Consider the following 22,923-nt stretch of genomic DNA (forward strand, 5'->3'; position numbering starts at 1 on the left):
TGATTTATTGCTCGGCCGTTGCCTGGCCGTAGTTACGGGCGACGTAGTCGCTCACGATCTGCTGGAATTCCTCGGCGATGCGTTCGCCGCGCAGCGTCCTGACCTTCTCGCCGTCGATGAAGACCGGCGCGGCCGGGTTTTCACCCGAGCCCGGCAGGCTGATGCCGATGTTCGCGTGCTTCGACTCGCCCGGGCCGTTGACGATGCAGCCCATCACGGCGACGTTCATCTTCTCGACGCCGGGGTAAGTCTTGCGCCATTGCGGCATCTGCTCGCGCAGATAGGTCTGGATCTGCATCGCGAGCTCCTGGAACAGCGTGCTCGTCGTCCGCCCGCAGCCCGGGCAGGCGATCACCATCGGCGCGAACGAGCGCAGGCCCATCGTCTGCAGGATTTCCTGGCCGACCACGACCTCGCCGGTGCGCGGCGCGCCCGGCTCCGGCGTCAGCGAGATGCGGATCGTGTCGCCGATGCCTTCCTGCAGCAGCACGCCGAGCGCCGCCGTCGAGGCGACGATGCCCTTCGAGCCCATGCCCGCCTCGGTCAGGCCGAGGTGCAGCGCGAACCCGCAACGGCGTGCGAGCTCGCGGTAGACGGCGATCAGGTCCTGCACGCCGCTGACCTTGCACGACAGGATGATGCGGTCGCGCCCGAGGCCGACGTCCACCGCACGCTCGGCCGAGCCGATTGCCGACTGGATCAGCGCCTCGTACATCACGCTCTGCGCTTCCCACGGCGTACTGCGCGCGGCGTTCTCGTCCATCATGCGCGCGAGCAGATCCTGGTCGAGACTGCCCCAGTTCACGCCGATCCGCACCGGCTTGTCGTACTTCGCGGCCAGTTCGATCATCTGCGCGAACTGCGTGTCGCGCTTCGCGCCCTGGCCGACGTTGCCCGGATTGATCCGGTACTTCGACAACGATTCCGCGCAACCGGGGTAATCGCGCAGCAGCAGATGGCCGTTGTAATGGAAATCGCCGACGAGCGGCACCGCGACACCCATCCGGTCGAGCTGCTCGCGGATCGCGGGAACCGCTGCGGCTGCCTCCGGAGTATTAACCGTAATACGCACCAATTCGGAGCCCGCGTTCGCCAGATCCTTGATCTGGATCGCGGTGCCGATCGCATCGGCGGTGTCAGTATTCGTCATCGACTGCACGCGCACGGGCGCGTCGCCGCCGATCGTCACCAGGTTCCCGCCCCACCGGACATCCACCGCGTGCGAACGGCGGCGCGGCAGGGAGCCGCCGAACACCGGTTCGGTTGAACAAATCTGACTGCTGCGTGGGGATTGAGCTTCGGATTGCATCGTTGGATCCATTTGCGCCGGAAGCGCCGCCCGCGGGCGGCACACGAATTGAAAAAGCGCCGTGCCCGGTCAGCCACGGCGCTTGCCGTCAGGGCAGCGCGAAGCGCGCGACGTTACCCCGACCTGCCGAATATTTTGCCGGATCCACGGTTTTTCCGTCGAACGTGACCGAATCGAGCCCGGCCCGATTGCCGATCGTCACGCGCAACGGCGTCTCGCCCGCGATCTGGCGCGTCTCGCCCGCCTTCACGAGCGCCGACACGAGTTCCTTGCCGCTCTTGTCGCGGACGCTGACCCAGCAGTCCGACTTGACCGTGATGCCGAGCACCGACTGGCCGGCGGCCGCGACCACACTCGCGCCGTCGGCCGACGAGGCCGTGGCCGGCGCGACGACGCTCGCCGGCGCTACCGGTACCGTTGCCGCCGGGGCAACCGATGCCGGCTGGGCCGGCTGAGCCGGCGCCGTGGTTGCCGCCGGCGACGCACCGGCCTCGCTCGCCGCACTCGTGGCCGCATCGGAGGCGACGTCGCCCGTCACGGTCGACCCGCCGACCGCGATCGCCGCGCCATCGGAAGCGGCGGCCGAATCAGCGCTCGAGGCCGGCTGCGAAGCCGATCCCGCCATGCCGGCGTTCGACTTGAATTTCGCGAGCCAGTTCGCCGAATCGCCGCCGGAATGCCACATGGCGGCCGCGATCACCGCCACCACCACGGCCAGCACGCCCCACAGCCACGAGCGGCGGTGCGTCGGCGCGCCGAGCGGGATCGACACGCGGCCGCGCGGCAGGTCGGTGCCGGACGAGGCCGGCATCGACAGATCGACCTCGGGGACGCCCTTCTCGCGCCGCAGCGCCTGCGCGAACGGCTCCGGATCGACGCCGAGCATCTTCGCGTAGCTGCGCACCACGCCGACCGCGAACGTCGAGCCCGGCATCTGGCTGATGTCGCCGGCTTCCAGCGCGCGCAGTTTCGGCGCCGCCACCTTCAGGCGCGCCGACACGTCGGCCACCGACCAACCCTTCGCTTCCCGAAGCTGCGCGAGGCGCGCGCCCACGGCCACCAACGACTCCAACCCCGCCGATGCCGGCTTTTGCTCGGCATTCGTCTCTACGCCTCTTGGCGGTTGCGGCTCGCTCATCCTAATCCTCGCGTCGATTCTTCTTCACTTGTGCAACGGCGCCGGAACAGGGCCCGGCGCCGCAGCGCAACCGTTAAACAGGGGCGGCCCGACCCGCCCCGGATCGCTTGTCGCGTCTACCCGCCACAAGCCCGGACCTCCCCGTCAGACGGCCCGGACTTCGATGATTTTCCCGCTTCCCGTCCGCTGCTGGAGGCGCGTGCGGTCCTTCACGGCGCCCGCGAGCTGACCGCAGGCCGCATCGATGTCGTCGCCGCGCGTCTTGCGCACGGTCGTCACGACACCGGCCTCGATCAGGATCTGCGAGAACTGCTTGATGCGCTCGTTCTTCGAGCGCAGCAGTCCCGACTCCGGGAACGGATTGAACGGAATCAAATTGAACTTGCACGGCACGTCGCGCGTCACCGCGAGCAGTTCGCGCGCATGCGCGTCGGTGTCGTTGACGCCGTCGAGCATGCAGTATTCGAATGTAATGAAATCCCGCGGCGCGACGGTCAGATAGCGCTGGCACGCGGCCATCAGCTCCCGCAGCGGGTACTTCTTGTTGAGCGGCACGAGCATGTCGCGCAGCGCATCGTTCGGTGCGTGCAGCGACACCGCCAGCGCAACCGGCAGTTCCGCGCCGAGGCGGTCCATCATCGGCACGACGCCGGAGGTCGACAGCGTCACGCGGCGCCGCGACAGCCCGTAGGCGTTGTCGTCGAGCATCAGCCGCATGGCCGGCACCACCGCGTTGTAATTGAGGAGCGGCTCGCCCATGCCCATCATCACGACGTTCGTGACGACGCGCTCGGCCTTGCCGTTCGGCCCGGGCGCGCGCCCGAGCGATTCGCGCAACGCGAATTCGGCCATCCGCAACTGTCCGATGATTTCAGCCGTGGACAGATTGCGCGAGAAACCCTGCTTGCCGGTCGAACAGAATCGACAGTTGACCGCGCATCCGGCCTGCGACGACACGCACAGCGTGCCGCGCGTCTCTTCCGGAATGAAGACGGTCTCGACCGCGTTGCCGTTGCCGACGTCGATCAGCCACTTGCGCGTGCCGTCCGACGAGACATGGTCGCTCGCGATCTCGGGCATGCCGATCACGGCACGCCCCTTCAACTTTTCCCGCAACGACTTGGCGAGATCGGTCATGCCGTCGAAATCGGCGGCATTGTATTGATGGATCCAGCGCTGCAGCTGCTTGGCGCGAAACGGCTTCTCGCCGAGGCTGCCGCAATACGCGACGAGGCCTTCGGCGTCGAAGTCGAGGAGATTGACGGTGGTGTCGCTCGTCATGGTGCCCTGCCTTGCCGCATGCGCCGGACCCGCTACCCGCTTAGCGCGAGTAGACGTTCAGGCCTGCGAAGAAGAAACCGATTTCGACGGCTGCCGTTTCCGGCGCGTCCGAACCGTGAACCGCGTTGGCATCGATGCTGTCGGCGAAGTCGGCGCGAATCGTGCCGGCTTCCGCCTTCTTCGGATCCGTCGCGCCCATCAGGTCGCGGTTCTTCAGGATCGCGTTCTCGCCTTCCAGAACCTGGATCATCACCGGGCCCGAGATCATGAAGTCGACCAGATCCTTGAAGAACGGACGCGCTGCGTGAACCGCGTAGAACTGCTCCGCTTCACCGCGCGACAGGTGCGCCATACGAGCCGCGACGACCTTCAGGCCAGCGCCTTCGAAACGGCTGTAGATCTGACCGATCACGTTCTTTGCCACTGCATCCGGCTTGATGATCGACAGGGTGCGCTCGATTGCCATAAAAACTCCAAGAAATTAAGAAGTTACGTTTTCAAATGAATCCGCTATTGTAGCACGTTCCCGTGTATCATTGCGATTGAACCCTTACATCTCAGAAAGGTGGAAACCGGGTATGCTGACGATTGCGCGTCGTGCCTGCATCGGCCCGTCGATCGATTGTCGGCCCCTCTTGAAACCTTGGGGCGGCAAACCGATCTGATGCAGTGCGGCGTCCGGATTGCTGCAGCGCATCGCGATGCGTCCGGTTTCCGATCGCTGTTACGTTCCATGTCAGGAGAAACCATGAACGACTATCCGTACAACTTCGGCCGCGGCGGCACGCTGACGGCCGAAACCCGCAACCGCGTGCTGCGGAACACCTACTGGCTGCTCGCGCTCTCGATGATCCCGACCGTGCTCGGTGCGTGGGTCGGGGTCGCGACCGGTTTCTCGCTGTTCGCGGCGACGAGCCCGATGATGAGCCTGCTCGCGTTCTTCGCGATCGCGTTCGGCTTCATGTTCGCGATCGAGCGCACCAAGAACAGCAGCGCCGGCGTGTTCGTGCTACTGGGCTTCACGTTCTTCATGGGCCTGATGCTGTCGCGGCTGCTGAGCTTCATCCTCGGCTTCTCGAACGGCCCGTCGCTGATCATGCTCGCGTTCGGCGGCACCGGCGTGATCTTCGCGGCAATGGCCACCATCGCCACGGTCAGCAAGCGCGATTTCTCGGGCCTCGGCAAATGGCTGTTCGTCGGCGTGATCGTGCTGCTGCTGGCGATGGTCGCGAACATGTTCCTGCACCTGCCGGCGCTGATGCTGACGGTGTCGGTGCTCGCCATCGTGATCTTCTCGGCCTACATGCTGTTCGACGTGCAGCGCGTCGTGAACGGCGGCGAGACGAACTACATCACCGCCACGCTCGCGATCTATCTCGATCTGTACAACGTGTTCACGAACCTGCTCGCGCTGCTCGGCATCTTCGGCGGCAACCGCAACTGAACGCGACGGTCCGGACAGCGGCATCGTCCGGACTCGCCACGAAAAACCGGCCCGATCATCGGGCCGGTTTTTTTATGCGCGGTCGATGCACCGGCGCGTCGCGGTCCGGCCGCTCAATCGCGCTCGAACACTGCAATCGATTCGACGTGCGACGTATTCGGGAACATGTTCACCACGCCCGCGCCGCGCAGCCGGTAGCCGGCCTCATGGACCAGCAGGCCGGCGTCGCGCGCGAGCGTGGCCGGATTGCACGAAACGTAGACGATCCGCTTCGGCAGCGGGCCGTCGCCGCTCTGCGCGATCTCCGCGAGCGCCTTCGACACCGCGAGCGCGCCTTCGCGCGGCGGATCGACGAGGAACTTGTCGAATGCGCCGAGCGTGCGCAGGTCGTCGGCCGTGACCTCGAACAGGTTGCGGCAGGCGAACGAGGTGTGCGCGTCGACGCCGTTTTCCTTCGCGTTCTCGAGCGCCCGCGTGGTCAGCGCCTCGCTGCCCTCGATACCGACCACTTCGCGCGACAGCCGCGCGAGCGGCAGCGTGAAGTTGCCGATCCCGCAGAACAGGTCGAGCACGCGGTCGCCGCGCTGCGGCGCGAGCAGGCGCAGCGCGCGGCCCACCAGCACGCGGTTGATCTGGTGATTGACCTGGGTGAAGTCGGTCGGCTTGAACGGCATGCGGATATTGAATTCCGGCAGCGTGTAGTCGAGCGACTGATCGAGCGGATAGAACGGGAAGACCGTGTCCGGCCCCTTCGGCTGCAGCCAGAACTGCACCTGGTGCGTGTCGGCGAACGCGCGCAGCAGCGCTTCGTCATCGGCGTTGATCGGTTCGAGCACGCGCAGCACGAGCGCCGTCACGCTCGAACCGACCGCCAGCTCGATCTGCGGCATCCGATCCCGGATCGACAGCCCCTCGACGAGCCCGCGCAGCGGCACGAGCATGGCTGAAACGTGCGGCGGCAGCACCTCGCAGCTCGTCATGTCGGCCACGTAGCTGCTCTTCTTCTCGTGGAACCCCACCAGCACGCCGCCCTTCTTCGCGACGTTGCGCACGGTCAGCCGCGCGCGGTAGCGGTAGCCCCAGGCCGGGCCGTGGATCGGCGAGAACATCGTTTCCGCGCGCAGCTTCGACAAATGCCATAGATTGTCCTCGAGCACGCGCTGCTTGATCGCCACCTGGGCGCGCACGTCGAGATGCTGCATCGAGCAGCCGCCGCAGGTGCCGAAGAATTCGCACTTCGGCCGCGCGCGCATCACGCTCGGGCGCAGGATGTCGACCACGGTGGCCTGCTCGTAGCTGGGCTTGCGGCGATAGCTCGAATAGGTGACGCGTTCGCCAGGCAGCGCGCCCTCGACGAAGATCACCTTGCCGGACTCGCCGTCCTCGTTCACGAGGCGGCCGACGCCGCGTGCATCCATGTCGAGCGATTCGATCTCGATGGGCGCACTGACGTGCGCGACGGGCGCGTTGCGGGATTTACGCGCGGGAGTGGGGACGGCTTCGGACACCAGCTTTTCCTGACGATCGTTTGGGGGAAGGCGAGATTGTAGACGAATGGACGTTCGTCATCGGAGATTGATATGCGCTTGATCGACTGGAACATTCAATGGGGTCGGGACGCGAACGGTCGGGTCGACCTGTCGCGCACGGTCGCCGAGGCGCGCGCCCTCGCCGATTTCGACGTGTTCTGCGTGCAGGAACTCACGCGCGGCTTCGAAGCGCTGCCCGGCGGCCCCGGGCCGGACCAGTTCGCCGAACTGGCCGCGCTGCTGCCGGACTACACGGTGATCGAGGCGATCGCGGCGGACCTGCCGCCCGCCGCCGGCGGCACCGCGCGACGCCAGTTCGGCAACGCGATCGCGACGCGGCTGCCGGTCGGGCGCGTGCTGCGGCATACGCTGCCGTGGCCGGCCGAAGCCGGCACGCCGTCGATGCCGCGCATCGCGCTCGAGGTCAACCTGTCCGGCGCGGGCGGGCCGCTGCGGATCGTCACGACGCATCTGGAGTTCTACTCGGCCGCGCAGCGCCTCGCGCAGGTCGATGCGCTGCGCGAGCAGCATCGCGAGGCGGCTGGCCACGCGCGCCGCCCGGCGCCGGCGGAAACGCCGGACGGGCCGTTCGCGGGGTCGGCGCGCGCGCTCGACGCGATCGTCTGCGGCGACTTCAACAGCGCGTATCGCGACGACGCCTATCGCCGGATCACGGCCCCGATCGACGGCACACCGGCCTTCGTCGACGCCTGGACGCATGCGCATCCGGGCACGACGCCGCCGCCCACGGCGGGCGTCTACGACACGGTGCAATGGACGGACGGCGCGATGACCTGTGATTTCGTGTTCGTGACCGACTCGCTCGCCGAGCGGATCGTGCGCTGCGAGATCGACGGCGCGACGCGCGCCTCCGACCACCAGCCGATCCTGCTCGAACTGCGCGACTGACCAGGCCGCCCCGGCGCGGTCGAAACGTGGTCGAAACGTGGCCGAAGCGTGAGCAAATGCGCGAGCCAGGCGGCCCGGCTACACGCGCTTCATGCCTGCTTCGGAAACGCCGCCAGGTACTCGGCCCAGTGCGGCGCCGGCTCGGCAGCGAGCGCTTCCTTCACGAGCCGTATCTCGTCCGCGTACTCGGGCGGCGTGAGCCCGCCGCGCATCATCTGGAAGCGGCAGTACAGCAGGTAGGTGTTGACGACGTCGGTCTCGCAGTAATGGCGGATGTCGTCGATCTGGCCGTCGCGATAGGCCTCCCAGACCTGACCGCCGTCCATCCCGAGCTTGCCCGGGAAGCCGCACAGCTTGGCCAGCGCGTCGAGCGGCGCGCTCGCGCGCGGCTGGTACAGCGCGAGCAGGTCCATCAGGTCGGTATGCCGGCTGTGATAGCGCGACAGGTAGTTGTTCCACTTGAACTCGCGGTCGTCCTCGCCCATGTCCCAGTAGCGCGGCGCCGCGATGCCATGCACCAGCGCGCGATAGTGGAGCACCGGCAGGTCGAAGCCACCACCGTTCCACGACACGAGCTGCGGCGTGTATTTCTCGATGGTGCGGTAGAACGACTGGATCAGCGCGGCCTCGCCGTCCTGCGCGGTGCCGAGCGAGCGCACACGGAACCCGCTCTTGTCGCGGAACACGCAGGATATCGCGGCCACGCGCTGCAGATGGTGCGGCAGGAAATCGCCGCCGGTCTTCTCGCGACGCGCTTCGAACGCATGTTCGGCCACTTCCGCGTCCGACAGGTCGGACGGCAGATCTTCGAGACGGCGAATGCCGTCGACATCGGGAATCGTCTCGATGTCAAATACCAGAATCGGAGTCATCAATCGGTTACAGAACGGCGTCCTTGCGAACGCCATTGGAGGCGAAGAACCGCTTCAGGCGGACCAGCGCTTCCTGCTGGATCTGCCGGACGCGCTCGCGGGTCAGGCCCATCTCGTCGGCCAGTTCCTCGAGCGTCGCGGGTTCGATGTTGTTGAGCCCGAAGCGCCGCTCGATCACGTGGCGGTGCTTGTCGGACAGACGCGACAGCCAGGCGCGCGTCAGCGTCTCGAGCTCGCGGTGCTGAACCTCGGCGTCGGGCGACTGGCTCTGGTCGTCGGGCAGCAGGTCGAGCAGGCTGCTCGCCGGATCGAGGTCGAGCGGCGCGTCGAGCGAGGCCGTGTGCTCGTTCAGCGCGAGGATGTCGGTGACCTCCTCGGCCGTCTTGCCGGTGAGATAGGCGATGTCGTCGATGCCGGCTTCGCGGCGCTCGGCCGCCTCGCCCGTCGACATCGAGTTCTTCTCCAGATGGCGCTTGGCGCGCAGCACCTGGTTCAGTTCGCGGATCACGTGGACCGGCAGCCGCACGGTGCGCGCCTGGTTCATGATCGCGCGCTCGATGCTCTGGCGGATCCACCAGGTCGCGTAAGTCGAAAAACGGAAGCCGCGCGTGGGATCGAACTTCTCGATCGCATGCATCAGGCCGAGGTTGCCTTCCTCGATCAGGTCGAGCAGCGGCACGCCGCGGTTCAGGTAACCCTTCGCGATACTGACCACGAGCCGCAGATTGCGCTCGATCATCACCTGCCGCGCCTCGAACTCGCCCGCCTTCGCGAGCCGCGAATAACGCTGCTCCTCCTCGACGGTCAGGAGCGGCTTGACGCTGATGCGGTTCAGGTAGTGCTGGATCGTGTCGGCGGTCAGCTCCGCCTGCATCATCGCGCGGAAATCGTCGGGCTCGGGCGCGCTCTCGCCGCCGCCGCGCCCTTCCCGCTCGCCATCGGACTCCTCCGCCTCGGATTCGCGCGCTTCGTACTCGCGCTCGTTCCCGGCGGTATCGTCATCGTCGTCCTTCGAAGCGCCAGTGCGCCCCATCGATGCTTGCGTGGCACGACTGATCTTCTCAGACTCGGCTTGCGGCTCGTGGCGCTTCGATTTCGGCATGGTCGTCTCGTCTATTGAGGCGGCAGATACTTCAGCGGATCGACAGGTTTACCCTGCCGGCGGACCTCGAAATGCAACATCACGCGGTCGGAATCGCTATTGCCCATCTCGGCGATCTTCTGGCCTTTCGTGACGGAATCTCCCTCTTTTACCATCAAAGCGCGGTTGTGTGCATACGCCGTGAGATAGGTTGCGTCATGCTTGACGATAATGAGGTTGCCGTAACCGCGCAGACCGTTGCCGGCGTAGACCACGCGACCATCGGCGGCGGCCTTCACGGGCGTGCCGGCGGCTCCGCCGATATTGAGCCCCTTGTTCTTCGAATCGTCGAACGAATTGAGGATCGGGCCGCGCACCGGCCATGCGAACGTCACGCTGCTCGGGCCGGCGGCGTTGTCGCCCGCGGCCGGTCCCGGCGCCGGAACCGCGGCGGGCGGCGCCGTGGCCGCACCGGTGCTGGCGCCATTGGCGCCGTAGATCGGCGGCATCGCGGGGCCGCTCGACAGCGGCGGCACGGCCGCGCTGCCCGACGGCGGCACGGCGCCCGGCGGCACCGCGGCGACCGCGCCGTTCGGCGGCGCCACGCGCAGCAGCTGATCGACCTCGATCTGGTTCGGGTTCGCGAGATTGTTCCACGCGGCGATGTCGCGGTAGTTCTGGCCGTTCTCCAGGGCGATGCGATACAGCGTGTCGCCCGGTTTCACGCGGTAGTAGCCGGGCGGCGGCGGGCCGAGCGGTACCGGCGGCGCCACCGGCGCGGCGGGCCCCGACGCGGTGGTGCCGAGCGTGCCGGAGCGGTCCACGACGGGCGCCTGGTCGAGTCGCGACGCGCAGGCGGCGACGAGCAGGAGTGCGGCTGCACAAATCGCGCGCTGGCCGATTCGCTGGCCGGACGTCAGCGGAATAGTCGATCGATTGTTTTGCATCGCGCGCAACATAATCATCTGTGTCAAATCACTCCGGATTTTAAAGGGACAAAGAAAACGCGATCAAGCCGGGACTCCCGCCATTGCGTCGGCCCGACCCGCTCGACGAGCGTCAGCACCTGCGAGTCGCCGCTCTGCGCGCCGACCGGCGCGATCAGGCGGCCACCCACGGCCAGTTGCTCGACGAGCGCCTGCGGCACGTCGAGCCCCGCCGCGGCGATCACGATCGCATCGAACGGCGCGGCCGACGGCAGGCCGAGGCGGCCGTCGCCGTAATGCAGCCGGATGTTCGGAACGCGCAACGGCCGGAGGTTGCGTTTCGCACGCTCGAACAATGGCTTGACGCGCTCGATCGAATAGACGTCGCGCGCGACATGGCTCAGCACGGCCGCCTGATAGCCGCAGCCGGTGCCGATCTCGAGCACGCGCTCGGGCGAGCGGCCCGCCAGCGCGAGTTCGATCATGCGCGCCACCACCGACGGCTTCGAAATGGTCTGCTGATGGCCGATCGGCAGCGCCGCGTCCTCGTAGGCCTGGGCGGCGAGCCCGGGATCGACGAACAGGTGGCGCGGCACGGCCGCCATCGCGCCGAGCACGCGCGTATCGGTCACACCGTTCGCACGCAGGCGTTCGACCATGCGCTCGCGAACCCGTTCCGACGTCAGCGCGAGCGCGCCGGCCAGTGCGGGTTTGCCCGCGGGATTCGCGGCACCGGCCGGGCCGTGCGCGGCCGCGCGGGCGAACCCCGCCGGCCGCGCCGGCGAGCCCGCGACCGAGGCGCCGAGCGTCGGCCGCGCGGGCGAAGCCGGATGGCGCTCGGTGGCGCGGGCGGCGGTCTTGCGCGGCGCGCGCTTCAGGTCCTCGAGCGCAAGCGGGAACCGCTTGGCGCGCTCGCCGCTCATGAAGCGTCGCTCCGCGCACGCGCCCAGTCGCGCGTTACCGCCAGTTTCTGCGTATCGGTGAGATCGAGCTGCAGCGGCGTGATCGACACGTAGCCGTTCGCCGTGGCATGGAAATCGGTGCCGTCGCTCGCGTCGAGCGCGGCGCCCGACGCGCCGATCCAGTAGATCGGCTCGCCGCGCGGATTGGTCTGGCGGATCACCGGTTGCGACGGGTGGCGCTTGCCGAGCCGCGTGACCTGCCAGCCCTTGAGCGAAGCGTAGGGCAGGTTCGGGATGTTGACGTTCAGGAACGGCTGGCCCGGCATCGGCTGCGCGAGGCAATGCCGGACGATGTCGGCGGCCACGCGCGCGGCCGATTCGAGTTCGACCCAGTCCTTGTCGACGAGCGAAAACGCGATCGCCGGGATGCCGAACATGATGCCTTCGGTGGCGGCGGCGACGGTGCCGGAATAGAGCGTGTCGTCGCCCATGTTCTGGCCGTTGTTGATTCCCGACACGACGAGGTCGGGCCGCTCGTCGAGCATGCCCGTCAGCGCGAGGTGGACCGAATCGGTCGGCGTGCCGTTCACGTAGTGGAAGCCGCTCGCCGCCGAGCGGTGCAGCGACAGCGGCCGCGAGAGCGTCAGGGAATTCGATGCCCCGCTGCAGTTCTGCTCGGGCGCCATCACGGTCACGTCGGCAAACGGCCGCAGCGCTTCGTAGAGCGCGGCGAGGCCGGGCGCCAGATAACCGTCGTCGTTGCTGAGTAGGATTCGCATCCGGCGATTGTAACCGAGGAAAGATGGCGCGAACGACAGTCCGGGCGCCTTCGGCGCCGCCGCCGGGGCTCAGATCACGCGCCTGTCGCGCAGCGCCGTGATCGCCTGCGCGTCGTAGCCGAGCGCACCCAGCACCTGGTCGGTATGCTCGCCGAGTTCGGGGCCGAGCCAGCGCGTATCGCCCGGCGTGTCCGACAGTTTCGGCGTGACCGCGGGCAGCGCGATCTCCTGCCCGTCGGGCAGCCGGAACCGCCCGATCATCTGGCGCGCCACGAACTGCGGATCGGTGAACATGTCGGCCACGCTGTAGATGCGTCCGGCCGGCACGTCGGCCGCGTTCAGCACCGCGAGCGCGGCCTCGATGGTACGCGGCGCGAGCCAGGCGGCGATCGCCGCGTCGATCTCGGCGGTGCGCGGCACGCGGCCGTCGTTGTGGGCGAGCGCGGGATCGTCGGCCAGGTCCGGCCGCTCGATCGCCTGCATCAGGCGCTTGAAGATCGGATCGCTGTTGCCGCCGATCACGATGCTGCCGTCCACGCAGGCGTAGGTGTTCGACGGCACGATGCCGGGCAGCGACGCGCCGGTGCGCTCGCGCACCATGCCGTACACGCCGTACTCGGGCACCACGCTCTCCATCATGTTGAACACGGCCTCGTAGAGCGCGACGTCGACCACCTGCCCCTTGCCGCCGTTCATGTTGCGATGGTGCAGCGCCATCATCGCGCCGATCACGCCGTGCAGCGCCGCGATCGAATCGCCGATCGAGATGCCGATGCGCGGCGGCGGCAGTTCCGGATAGCCGGTGATGTGGCGCAGCCCGCCCATCGACTCGGCGATCGCACCGAAGCCGGGCCGGTCGCGGTACGGGCCGCTCTGGCCGTAGCCGGACAGCCGCACCATTATGAGACCGGGATTGCCGGCCGATAGCACGTCGTAGCCGAGGCCGAGCTTCTCGAGCAGGCCGGGCCGGAAATTCTCGATCACGATGTCGGCCCCGGCGGCGAGCTGCTGCGCGATGCGCCGGCCCTCGCCGGTCTTCAGGTTCAGCGTGACCGACTTCTTGTTGCGCGCCTGTACCGACCACCAGAGCGAAGTGCCGCCCGCCTCCGGATAGAGCTTGCGCCACTTGCGCAGCGGATCGCCGCCGTTCGGGTCCTCGATCTTGATCACTTCGGCGCCGAACTCGGCGAACAGGCGCGCCGCGAACGGCCCCGCGATCAGCGTGCCGAATTCGAGCACCTTGACGCCCGCGAGCGGGCCCGGTTTTGCGCTCATCTGCTGGGTATCTCCGGAGCGGCTCGCGAACGCGGCCGCGTTGCGATCACATGGTGCGGCGGTCGAGCATCGCGCGCGCGATGGTGCCCGCGTCGACGTATTCGAGTTCGCCGCCCACCGGCACGCCGCGCGCGAGCCGCGTGACCGACAGGCCGCGCGCCTTCAGGGTCTGGCCGAGGTAATGGGCGGTCGCCTCGCCCTCGTTCGTGAAGTTGGTCGCGAGCACGACCTCCTTCACGATGCCGTCCGAGGCGCGCCGCACGAGCCGGTCGAAATGGATTTCCTTCGGACCGATGCCGTCGAGCGGGCTGAGCCGCCCCATCAGCACGAAATAGAGGCCGCGGTAGGTCAGCGTCTGTTCGAGCATGATCTGGTCGGCCGGCGTCTCGACCACGCAGAGCAGGCTCGGATCGCGCTCGGCGTCGCTGCAGACCTCGCAGATCTGCGCCTCGGTGAAGGTGTTGCACTTCTCGCAGTGCTGCAGATGCTCGGTGGCGAACAGCAGCGACTGCCCGAGCCGCTCGGCGCCCTCCCGATCGTGCTGCATCAGGTGGTACGCCATCCGCTGCGCGGATTTCGGGCCGACGCCGGGCAGCACGCGCAGCGCTTCGACGAGGGCGGACAGGGCGGACGGCTGCTTCATGCGGAACCGGCGTGCGAGTCGTGGATCAGCTTCGGTGCCGCGTCAGAACGGCAGCTTGAAGCCAGGGGGCAGCGGCAGCCCGGAGGTCATGCCGCTCATCTTTTCCTGCGAGGTGGCTTCCGCCTTGCGCACCGCGTCGTTGAACGCCGCCGCGACCAGGTCCTCGAGCATGTCCTTGTCGTCCGCGAGCAGGCTCGGGTCGATCGCCACGCGCCGCACCTCGTTCTTGCAGGTCATCGTGACCTTCACGAGCCCGGCGCCCGACTGGCCTTCGACTTCGATGAGGGCGAGCTGCTCCTGCATCTTCTTCATGTTTTCCTGCATCTGCTGAGCCTGCTTCATCAGCCCGGCGAGTTGGCCTTTCATCATGGACGTGCTCCTTGGTGTTCGTGTGAGACCGGCGCGATCTTAGCGCCGGTTCCGGAATTAGGGAATGGGATGCGCGCGGCGCGCGCTCAATGCAGCGTCGGCGCGCCGCCCTGCCCGGCCGCTGCGGCGTCGCTGGCGATGGGCCGCACCGAGCCCTCGACGATGCGCGCGCCGAAATCGCGAATCAGTTGCTGGACGAACGGATCGGCGCCGATCTCCTGCTCGGCCTCGCGCTGGCGCTTCGCGCGCTCGACCGCGTCGAGCGCGGCCGCCGTGCGGCGCGCGGGACCGACTTCGACGGTCACCTCGACCGGCTTGCCGAGCGCCTCGGCAAGCGCCGCCTTCAGCTTGACGACCTGGGCCGCGTCCGCGTACTGCGGCACCGGCACGGCCAGCTTCAGCACGCCGCCCTCGGCGGAGGTCAGTTCGCTGTTGAACGCGAGCTGGTACGCGACGCCCTTGAGCGGCAGGCTCGCGGCCAGTTGCGGCCACTCGCCGGCGTAGCCGATCGCGTCGAGCGCGATGGCGGGCGGCAGCGGGCGCGTATCGACCGGCGCGGGCGCCGGCTGCGGCGCGACGCGCACGTCGTCGGGACCGCTGTCGAAGACGGGAACGTAGCCGTCGTCGGGCGGCGGCCCGTAGTTGTCGTCGGCCGAGATCGGCAGGTAATCGTCGGGCGGCATGTCGTCCCACGGCGGCGGCGCCGACGGATCGGACGCGGCGGCGGGACGGGACGACTGCGCCGCGCGCGGGCGCGGCGTCGGCACGTTCACGCGCGGCGCGGCGGCCTTGGCCGCCGGTGCCGGCTTCGCGGACGGCGCGGCGCGGCCGCGATCGGACGAGACTCGCATGCCGGCGTTGCGCAATACGTCGAGCGCGGCGGCGGCGCCCCCGCCGCGTACCGGGGCGGGGCGCTCGGTAGGTTCTGCAACGGGTTCGGCCAAAGCCGGCTGCGCCGCGGCGGGCTCGACCGGTTCCAGGCGCGGCGCCGCGACGACCGGTGCCGGCTCGGGCGGCGTCGGTGCCGCTTCGGGCAATTCCATCGCCGGAGACCGCGCTGCCTCGTCGGCGAGCATCGTGTCGGCCGCTTCGATGGCGCGCGGCGTTTCGGCGAGCGACGCCGGCTCGGGCTCGACCACCGGTTCGACGACCGGCGTCGGCTCGGCTGCCGGCGCGACGTCGGGTGATCCACTCGGCGACTCGACAGGCTCGTCCGCCACGATCGGTGCCGATTCGCTCGACGGTTGTTCAGCGGCGACCTCAACGGGCGCCTCTACCGACTCGGCAGGCTTCGCTTCATCGACCTGCGCCGGCGCTTCGGCCGACACGTTCGATGCAACGACATCATGAGACGCGACCGGCTCCGCCGCCGGCTGCGCGGCAGCGGGCTCGGGCGCCGGCTCAACCACAGCCTGCACCGCCGGAGCAGGCGCCGGCTTCGAAGGCGCGGCAGCCGCCGGCATCGCACGAGCAACCGCACCGCTCGCGCGCGTGGCGGCGCCCGCCGCTTCCACCGGCGCGGCGGCACGACGGCCACTCGAGGCCACGGCGGGCGACGCGCCCGGCACCGGCGCGCCACCGCCCGCCGCCGGCGCAAACGCAAGCATCCGCAGCAGCGTCATCGTGAAGCCGGCGTATTCGTCGGGCGCGAGACCGAGTTCGCCCCGGCCGACCGTCGCGATCTGGTAATAGAGCTGCACCTGCTCCGGGCTCAGCGCCTCGGCGAAGCGGCGCAGGTCGGCCGCCTCCGGCCACTCGTCGAGCACCGAGGCCGGCGCGAACTGCGCCCAGGCGATGCGGTGCAGCAGGCCGGCCAGGTCCTGCAGCGCGGTCGAGAACGACAGGCTGCGCAAGGCCATCTCGTCGGCGATCGCGAGGATCTCGGGGCCGTCGGACGACGCGATCGCGTCGAGCAGCCGGACCATGTAGGTCTGGTCGAGCGCGCCGAGCATGCCCGACACGGCCGCCTCGGTCACCTCGTTGGCCGAATAGGCGATCGCCTGGTCGGTCAGCGACAGCGCGTCGCGCATGCTGCCCTGCGCGGCGCGCGCGAGCAGCCGCAGCGCCTGCGGTTCGAACGCGACCTGTTCCTCGCCGAGGATGCGCTCGAGATGCATCACGATATGGCCGGCCGGCATCTGCTTCAGGTTGAACTGCAGGCAGCGCGACAGGACGGTGACGGGAATCTTTTGCGGATCGGTGGTGGCGAGAATGAACTTGACGTGCGGCGGCGGCTCTTCCAGCGTCTTCAACATCGCGTTGAACGCGTGGTTCGTCAGCATGTGGACTTCGTCGATCATGTAGACCTTGAAGCGCGCATCGACGGGCGCGTAGACGGCGCGCTCGAGCAGCGCGGCCATTTCGTCGACGCCGCGATTGCTCGCCGCGTCCATCTCGACATAGTCGACGAAACGGCCCTCGTCGATCTCACGGCAGGCGCGGCACACGCCGCACGGCTGCGAGGTAACGCCGGTCTCGCAATTGAGCGCCTTGGCGAAGATCCGGGACAACGTGGTCTTGCCGACGCCGCGCGTGCCCGTAAACAGATAGGCGTGATGCAAACGCCCGCCGTCGAGCGCGTGCGTGAGCGCCCTGACAACGTGCTCCTGGCCGACGAGCGAAGCGAAATCCTTCGGACGCCACTTGCGTGCGAGAACTTGATAGGTCATCGGGAAATTGTATCAGCAACACCGGTCGCCGCCGACAGCCTGACGCGCGGCGCAAGCCGGCCGGGCACCGTACGGACGCGACGAGCGGCGCGACGCAGGCAGCGGAACACGGGCATCGAACGGAGCATGAGACGGCTGGATAAATCGGCAGAGCAGTCGGGCGGATGATACCCAGCCCAACGGACGACGACGCGGGACACAGCGCGACCCGAACGCGCCAATGAAACTGGCCGAACGATCGAATCATAAGAAAAGGGGGAAGGTGACGAGCCTGACCCTCGGCACTGGCGGAAAACGGCTGTGGCTGCTTCGTTCCCGACCTGACCAGGTTCACCGGCCCACCATGCGAGGAGGCCCGTCACGGCGAATTCTAACATCGCTTCGTCGCGAACGCGACCGATTTATCGCACGACGGTCGCGGCCGACGCGCGCCGGGAAACCAGTCGGAAACGGCCAACCCGAGCGAAGCCTCAAACATGCAGGCCGCCGGGCCGCCCGGCCTTGCATTCGCGAGTGCCGTCCCCACGTTCCTGCCGTCGCCCGTAGCGGTCCGAACCCCTACTCGCGAAGCGGATACTATCGCCGCCGACGGCAGATAGCGATTTAGGCTAATATGACGCCCGAGTGACCCGCGAGCCACGGTTTTCAGCGCTTCATGGCCGCCGTTCCCTGCGGGGCGGACCTGCCTGAACCGGAGGCCGGCGCACCTGACCGGCACCCGCAGGCAGTCCCCGAAACGAATGAGGTATTGACCAAATGAGCGAACAGATCAAACACATCAGCGACACGTCGTTCGAACAGGACGTCGTCCGATCCGACAAGCCCGTCCTGCTCGATTTCTGGGCGGAATGGTGCGGCCCCTGCAAGATGATCGCCCCGATCCTCGACGAAATCTCGAAGGAATACGGCGACAAGCTGCAGATCGCCAAGATCAACGTCGACGAAAATACGGCGACGCCGGCACGATATGGTGTGCGCGGCATCCCGACGCTGATTCTGTTCAAGAACGGCGTACTCGCCGCTCAAAAGGTCGGCGCCCTGTCCAAATCGCAATTGACCGCGTTCCTCGACAGCCACCTGTAAAAACGGATTTTCCTCACAGCGCGCCTGTTGCCGGCTGGCAACAGGCGCGTTGCGCAGCCGAGGTACGGCAAAGCAAGGCCGAATCGGCGTGTGCTAGAATTTAAATCGACGTCGCCATCCGACGCAAAAGTCTCAGAGCGTTTCCGCTCGCCCTCCTCCCTATTTCTTTCGTAGCATCTCTCCTCCCTGGCGGGTTCTCCGTATGCATTTATCCGAGCTCAAGTCTCTGCACGTGTCCGAATTGATCGAAATGGCCAACGGCCTGGAGATCGAAAACGCGAACCGCCTGCGCAAGCAGGAGCTGATGTTCGCCATTCTAAAAAAGCGCGCCAAGACGGGAGAGACGATCTTCGGCGACGGCACGCTCGAAGTCCTGCCGGACGGCTTCGGTTTCCTGCGCTCGCCCGAAATGTCGTACCTCGCGAGCACGGACGACATCTATATCAGCCCGTCGCAGATCCGCCGCTTCAACCTGCATACCGGCGACACGATCGAAGGTGAAGTCCGCACGCCGAAGGACGGCGAGCGCTACTTCGCACTGGTCAAGGTCGACAAAGTCAACGGGCAGCCGCCCGAGGCCTCGAAACACAAGATCATGTTCGAGAACCTCACGCCGCTGCACCCGAACAAGCCGCTCTCGCTCGAACGCGAGATGCGTGGCGAAGAGAACGTGACGGGCCGCATCATCGACATGATCGCGCCGATCGGCAAGGGCCAGCGCGGCCTGCTGGTCGCCTCGCCGAAGTCGGGCAAGACCGTGATGCTCCAGCACATCGCGCACGCCATCAAGCAGAACCACCCGGACGTGATCCTGTTCGTGCTGCTGATCGACGAGCGCCCGGAAGAGGTGACGGAAATGCAGCGTTCGGTGGCGGGCGAAGTGATCGCCTCGACCTTCGACGAACCGGCCACGCGCCACGTGCAGGTCGCCGAAATGGTGATCGAGAAGGCCAAGCGCCTGGTGGAAATGAAGCACGACGTGGTGATCCTGCTCGACTCGATCACGCGTCTCGCGCGCGCCTACAACACCGTGATCCCGGCCTCGGGCAAGGTGCTCACGGGCGGTGTCGACGCCAACGCGCTGCAGCGCCCGAAGCGCTTCTTCGGCGCGGCGCGCAACATCGAGGAAGGCGGCTCGCTGACCATCATCGGTACCGCGCTGATCGAAACCGGCAGCCGCATGGACGACGTGATCTACGAAGAGTTCAAGGGCACCGGCAACATGGAAGTCCACCTCGAGCGCCGTCTCGCGGAAAAGCGCGTCTACCCGTCGATCAACCTGAACAAGTCGGGCACGCGCCGCGAGGAAATGCTGATCAAGCCCGACATCCTTCAGAAGATCTGGGTGCTGCGCAAGTTCATCCACGACATGGACGAAGTCGAGGCAATGGAATTCCTGCTCGACAAGATTCGTCAGACCAAGAGCAACTCCGAGTTCTTCGACCTGATGCGCCGCGGCGGCTGAACCCGCACCGCGCCGGGCCGAACCGGCACGAAGCCGGAGCAAGCCACGAGAAGCCGCCCGCGAGGCGGCTTTTTCGCGCCCCAACCTGTACGTGAACGTACACGTTGATCTATAATCGGCAGCATCCTGTCATTCGCCGCGCGCGCTCGCGCCCAGACCATCATGACCCGCTCCGCCGCCCCCTCCCTGCTGACCGTGCGCGACGCCGCCGAACGCCTCGGCGTCACGCCGCGCACGCTGAAGTACTACGAGGAACGCGGGCTGGTCACGCCGATCCGCAGCGAAGGCCGCTACCGGCTCTACGCCGAGGCCGATCTCGAGCGCTTCGCGAGGATCCTGCGGCTGCGCGCGCTCGGCTTCTCGCTGCACGGCATCACCGAGATGCTGAAGCGGCCGAGCGAGGCGACCGGCGACGGGCAGCGGCGCTTCTCGGACGATTCGCTGCGCGAAATCCACGCGAACCTCGCGCAGCAGGTGGCGACGCTCGACGAACGGATCGCCGCCGCGCGCCGCGAGCTGCGCGAGGTCGAGACGGTCCGCGCCGAGCTGCTGCACGACATCGACTACCTCGAGCGGCGCCTCGCCGGCGAGGACCCCGACGCGCTGGTCGCGCGCCGCCAGGCGGCCGCGAAGCAGGGCCGCAGCCGCAGGTCACGGCCATGAGCAGCCTCGCCCGCACCCAGGCACCGCCGGGCAATCTCGCCGCGTCGCGCGGCGAGCTGTTTCGCTGGGCGCTCGCGTTCGTCACCGGCCTCGACTACTTCGACAACGCGCTGTTCTCGTTCTTCGCCAGCTACATCGCCGGCGGCATCAACGCCTCGCCCGACGAACTCGTCTGGGCCTCGAGCGCCTATGCGATCACGGCCGTGCTCGGCATCCTCCAGCAGCAATGGTGGATCGACCGCGTCGGCCATCGCCGCTACGTGAGCGGCTGCATGCTGCTCTACGCGCTCGGCGCGATCGCCGCCACGCTCGCCGACACCTCGCTCGAACTCGCGTTCGCGCGCGGCTTCCAGGGCTATTTCATCGGCCCGATGATGGGCGCCTGCCGCATCCTGATCCAGATCACCTATCCGGCGCCGAAGCGTGCGCCCGCGCTGCGCGCGTTCCTCGTCATGCTGCTGCTCGGCACCTCGCTCGCGCCGATCGTCGGCGGCGAACTGATCGCGCGCTTCACCTGGCGCGCGGTCTTCGCCTGCACGGTGCCGATGGCGCTCGCGAGCTCGCTGCTGGCCTACGCCACGCTGCCCGATTCGGGCCACGCGCCGCCCGCCGAGCGCACCCCGAGCCAGATCTGGCCATACGTGATCTTCGCGTTCGCGCAGGGCTCGCTGCAGATCGTGATGCAGCAGGTGCGCTACCAGCTGTTCCTGTCGTCGCCGCTGCTGATCCTGCTGACGGTGGCCGGCTTCGCGGCGCTGGCGCTGTTCGCGCGCCATCAGTGGAACCAGCCCGCGCCGCTGGTGCGGATGTCAGCGCTGCGGCTGCGCACGTTCCAGGTCGGCCTGCTGCTGTACGTGTTCTATTACTACATCACCACCTCGTTCAGCTACCTGACCTCGCGCCTGCTCGAGGCCGGACTCGGCTATCCGGTCGAGAACGCCGGGCGGCTGACGGGCGCCACCTCGCTGATCGCGTCCACCGCGCTGTTCGTCTATCTGCGCTACGCGAAACACGTCACGCACAAGAAATGGTTCATCGTGCCGGGCTTCGCGCTCGCGGCCGGCGCCGCGTTCACGATGGCGCGGATGTCGCCGGGGGTCGGCGAGGCCGAGCTGATCGCGCCGCTGCTGATGCGCGGCCTGTTGCTGCTGTTCATCGTGATGCCGGTCGCGAACCTGACGTTCCGCGCGTTCACGATCGACGACTACACGCACAGCTACCGCCTGAAGAACATCGTGCGGCAGCTGACGCTGTCGTTCGCGACCGCCTCGGTGATCATCATCGAGCAGCATCGCGACGCGCTGCACCGCGAACGGCTGTTCGAGCAGGCGAGCGTGTTCAACCCCGCCTTCGCGCAGACCGTCGAGGCGCTCGCGCGCGGCTACGCCGGCGGCGGCCACGCGGCGGGCGACGCGCACACGCTCGCGCTGGTGTCGATCAGCGAGACGATCGGGCGCCAGGCGGCGTTCCTGACCTCGCTCGACGGCTTCCTGTTCATCGCCGGCGTCGCGCTGTGCGGCAGCCTGTTCGCCGCCTGGCAAAAATCCATCGATTGAGGTACCGTGCGCTGTCTCGTCACGCCTGCCCCGTATCGATGTTCTCCCGACTCTCCCGGTGGCTCGACACGCGCCGCCGCGACCGCGCGCTGCGCGCGTTCCCGATTCCCGACGCATTGTGGGACGCCACGCTCGCGAAGCTGCCGTTCCTCGCGGCGCGGCCCGCGGCCGAGCTGGCCCGGCTGCGCGAAATGACCAGCTGCCTGCTCGCCGAAAAATCCTTCTCGACCACCCACGGCCTCGAGCTGACCGACGCGATGACGGTCAACATCGCCGCGCAGGCGTGCCTGCCGGTGCTGCACCTCGGGCTCGACCTCTATCGCGGCTGGGCCGGCGTGATCGTCTATCCGGGCGAATTCCTGATTCCCCATACCGTCGAGGACGAGGCCGGCGTGGTCCACGAGTTCACCCAGGACGCGGTCGGCCAGGCCCTGCCGGGCGGCGGCCCGGTGATCCTGTCGTGGGAGGACGTGCAGATGGCCGACGGCAGCGACGTGTACAACGTCGTGATCCACGAGTTCGCGCACAAGATCGACATGATCAACGGCGAGGCGGACGGCCATCCGCCGCTGTTCCGCCGGCTGCACGCACCGCATCTGGACGCGACGCGCTGGGAAGACGTGTTCGATCACGCCTACGACCGCTTCTGCGACCGCGTCGATGCGGTGCCGGATCGCGCCTGGGCGCGCTTCGAGCGCAATTCGCTGATCGAGCCCTATGCGGCCAACCATCCGTCGGAGTTCTTCGCGATCTGCAGCGAGGCGCTGTTCGTGCGCCCGGGGCCGTTCGAGGCCGAGTTTCCGGAGCTCTACCGTCTGCTCGCGCACTATTATCGGCAGGACCCGGCCGGCACCGGCGCGCTCGACGGCCTGGCGGCCCGCTGAGCCGGATCGCGCAGGCAGCGCCGGGCACGCCAAAAAATCGTCAAGCAACTGATTTTCTGGCATAATCGCCGTTTTTCGACCTAAGGCAAGTGGCTCGCAACGGCGCGGCGTCCGGTTTGACGGATTCGCGCGGCGGGTTGGCTACC

The 22,923-nt window shown here is 67.8% G+C and carries 21 protein-coding genes and 1 other RNA gene; 7 read left to right on the forward strand and 15 right to left on the reverse strand.

The features are described 5' to 3' along the window. Window positions 1–4: 4 nt before the first annotated feature. From ispG to ndk, 4 genes are all read right to left on the reverse strand, one after another. On the reverse strand, window positions 5–1,309 hold the full coding sequence (ispG, locus tag BpN12_RS25850) for a flavodoxin-dependent (E)-4-hydroxy-3-methylbut-2-enyl-diphosphate synthase (protein WP_198251957.1): 1,305 nt from the start codon (window positions 1,307–1,309) through the stop codon (window positions 5–7). Between the two features lie 88 nt (window positions 1,310–1,397). Beyond that, complete coding sequence (locus BpN12_RS25855) at window positions 1,398–2,447, reverse strand: helix-turn-helix domain-containing protein (RefSeq protein WP_246795083.1); 1,050 nt, start codon at window positions 2,445–2,447, stop codon at window positions 1,398–1,400. Between the two features lie 144 nt (window positions 2,448–2,591). Continuing rightward, a complete protein-coding gene (rlmN, locus tag BpN12_RS25860; protein ID WP_246795084.1) occupies window positions 2,592–3,728 on the reverse strand; it encodes a dual-specificity RNA methyltransferase RlmN in 1,137 nt (378 codons plus the stop codon). 40 nt (window positions 3,729–3,768) lie between these two features. After that, window positions 3,769–4,194, reverse strand: a complete 426-nt coding sequence (ndk, locus tag BpN12_RS25865; RefSeq protein ID WP_042625185.1) for a nucleoside-diphosphate kinase — start codon at window positions 4,192–4,194, stop codon at window positions 3,769–3,771. Window positions 4,195–4,476: 282 nt separating this feature from the next. Here ndk and BpN12_RS25870 point away from each other — a divergent pair, with 282 nt between their 5' ends. Then, window positions 4,477–5,172, forward strand: a complete 696-nt coding sequence (locus BpN12_RS25870) for a Bax inhibitor-1/YccA family protein (protein ID WP_042625186.1) — start codon at window positions 4,477–4,479, stop codon at window positions 5,170–5,172. 113 nt (window positions 5,173–5,285) lie between these two features. Here the strand turns inward: BpN12_RS25870 and rlmD are convergent, their stop codons facing one another. Beyond that, window positions 5,286–6,680 carry a 23S rRNA (uracil(1939)-C(5))-methyltransferase RlmD gene (gene rlmD / locus BpN12_RS25875; RefSeq protein ID WP_246795085.1) on the reverse strand — a complete coding sequence of 465 codons (1,395 nt, stop codon included), beginning with the start codon at window positions 6,678–6,680 and terminating at the stop codon, window positions 5,286–5,288. 72 nt (window positions 6,681–6,752) lie between these two features. Here rlmD and BpN12_RS25880 point away from each other — a divergent pair, with 72 nt between their 5' ends. Continuing rightward, window positions 6,753–7,610: an endonuclease/exonuclease/phosphatase family protein gene (locus BpN12_RS25880; RefSeq protein WP_246795086.1), complete on the forward strand. Its 858-nt coding sequence runs from the start codon at window positions 6,753–6,755 to the stop codon at window positions 7,608–7,610. Window positions 7,611–7,699: 89 nt separating this feature from the next. On the opposite strand, the gene BpN12_RS25885 is transcribed toward BpN12_RS25880, so the two are convergent. The 10 genes from BpN12_RS25885 to ffs form a co-directional block, all read right to left on the reverse strand. Continuing rightward, window positions 7,700–8,482 carry a 3'-5' exonuclease gene (locus BpN12_RS25885; RefSeq protein ID WP_246795087.1) on the reverse strand — a complete coding sequence of 261 codons (783 nt, stop codon included), beginning with the start codon at window positions 8,480–8,482 and terminating at the stop codon, window positions 7,700–7,702. A gap of 7 nt (window positions 8,483–8,489) precedes the next feature. After that, on the reverse strand, window positions 8,490–9,584 hold the full coding sequence (rpoS, locus tag BpN12_RS25890; RefSeq protein WP_246795088.1) for an RNA polymerase sigma factor RpoS: 1,095 nt from the start codon (window positions 9,582–9,584) through the stop codon (window positions 8,490–8,492). Between the two features lie 11 nt (window positions 9,585–9,595). Then, entirely contained in the window at window positions 9,596–10,522 is a 927-nt protein-coding gene (locus BpN12_RS25895; protein ID WP_246795089.1) for a peptidoglycan DD-metalloendopeptidase family protein, read from the reverse strand. An 11-nt stretch (window positions 10,523–10,533) separates the two neighbouring features. Continuing rightward, window positions 10,534–11,412, reverse strand: a complete 879-nt coding sequence (locus BpN12_RS25900; protein WP_246795090.1) for a protein-L-isoaspartate(D-aspartate) O-methyltransferase — start codon at window positions 11,410–11,412, stop codon at window positions 10,534–10,536. After that, complete coding sequence (gene surE / locus BpN12_RS25905; protein ID WP_246795091.1) at window positions 11,409–12,170, reverse strand: 5'/3'-nucleotidase SurE; 762 nt, start codon at window positions 12,168–12,170, stop codon at window positions 11,409–11,411. The genes BpN12_RS25900 and surE overlap by 4 nt, the downstream gene beginning before the upstream one ends. 69 nt (window positions 12,171–12,239) lie before the next feature. Next, window positions 12,240–13,445 carry a CaiB/BaiF CoA transferase family protein gene (locus tag BpN12_RS25910; RefSeq protein WP_246795092.1) on the reverse strand — a complete coding sequence of 402 codons (1,206 nt, stop codon included), beginning with the start codon at window positions 13,443–13,445 and terminating at the stop codon, window positions 12,240–12,242. A 46-nt stretch (window positions 13,446–13,491) separates the two neighbouring features. Then, on the reverse strand, window positions 13,492–14,088 hold the full coding sequence (recR, locus tag BpN12_RS25915; protein ID WP_246795093.1) for a recombination mediator RecR: 597 nt from the start codon (window positions 14,086–14,088) through the stop codon (window positions 13,492–13,494). Window positions 14,089–14,130: 42 nt separating this feature from the next. Next, complete coding sequence (locus BpN12_RS25920) at window positions 14,131–14,457, reverse strand: YbaB/EbfC family nucleoid-associated protein (RefSeq protein WP_013698260.1); 327 nt, start codon at window positions 14,455–14,457, stop codon at window positions 14,131–14,133. 86 nt (window positions 14,458–14,543) lie between these two features. Next, entirely contained in the window at window positions 14,544–17,126 is a 2,583-nt protein-coding gene (locus BpN12_RS25925) for a DNA polymerase III subunit gamma/tau (RefSeq protein ID WP_246795094.1), read from the reverse strand. Between the two features lie 261 nt (window positions 17,127–17,387). Beyond that, window positions 17,388–17,486: signal recognition particle sRNA small type (gene ffs, locus BpN12_RS25930), an RNA gene on the reverse strand. A 396-nt stretch (window positions 17,487–17,882) separates the two neighbouring features. On the opposite strand from ffs, the gene trxA reads away from it, so the two are divergent. The 5 genes from trxA (at window position 17,883) to BpN12_RS25955 (ending at window position 22,777) form a co-directional block, all read left to right on the forward strand. Continuing rightward, complete coding sequence (gene trxA, locus BpN12_RS25935) at window positions 17,883–18,209, forward strand: thioredoxin TrxA (protein WP_042625197.1); 327 nt, start codon at window positions 17,883–17,885, stop codon at window positions 18,207–18,209. A gap of 202 nt (window positions 18,210–18,411) precedes the next feature. Beyond that, window positions 18,412–19,674: a transcription termination factor Rho gene (gene rho, locus BpN12_RS25940; protein ID WP_006402347.1), complete on the forward strand. Its 1,263-nt coding sequence runs from the start codon at window positions 18,412–18,414 to the stop codon at window positions 19,672–19,674. A gap of 162 nt (window positions 19,675–19,836) precedes the next feature. Next, entirely contained in the window at window positions 19,837–20,337 is a 501-nt protein-coding gene (locus BpN12_RS25945) for a MerR family transcriptional regulator (protein ID WP_246795095.1), read from the forward strand. Continuing rightward, window positions 20,334–21,893 carry an MFS transporter gene (locus BpN12_RS25950; RefSeq protein WP_246795096.1) on the forward strand — a complete coding sequence of 520 codons (1,560 nt, stop codon included), beginning with the start codon at window positions 20,334–20,336 and terminating at the stop codon, window positions 21,891–21,893. The genes BpN12_RS25945 and BpN12_RS25950 overlap by 4 nt, the downstream gene beginning before the upstream one ends. Window positions 21,894–21,931: 38 nt before the next feature. Next, complete coding sequence (locus BpN12_RS25955) at window positions 21,932–22,777, forward strand: M90 family metallopeptidase (protein WP_246795097.1); 846 nt, start codon at window positions 21,932–21,934, stop codon at window positions 22,775–22,777. Window positions 22,778–22,923 lie beyond the last annotated feature (146 nt).

The organism is Burkholderia perseverans, assembly GCF_022870505.1.
GTDB classification, from domain to species: domain Bacteria; phylum Pseudomonadota; class Gammaproteobacteria; order Burkholderiales; family Burkholderiaceae; genus Burkholderia; species Burkholderia plantarii.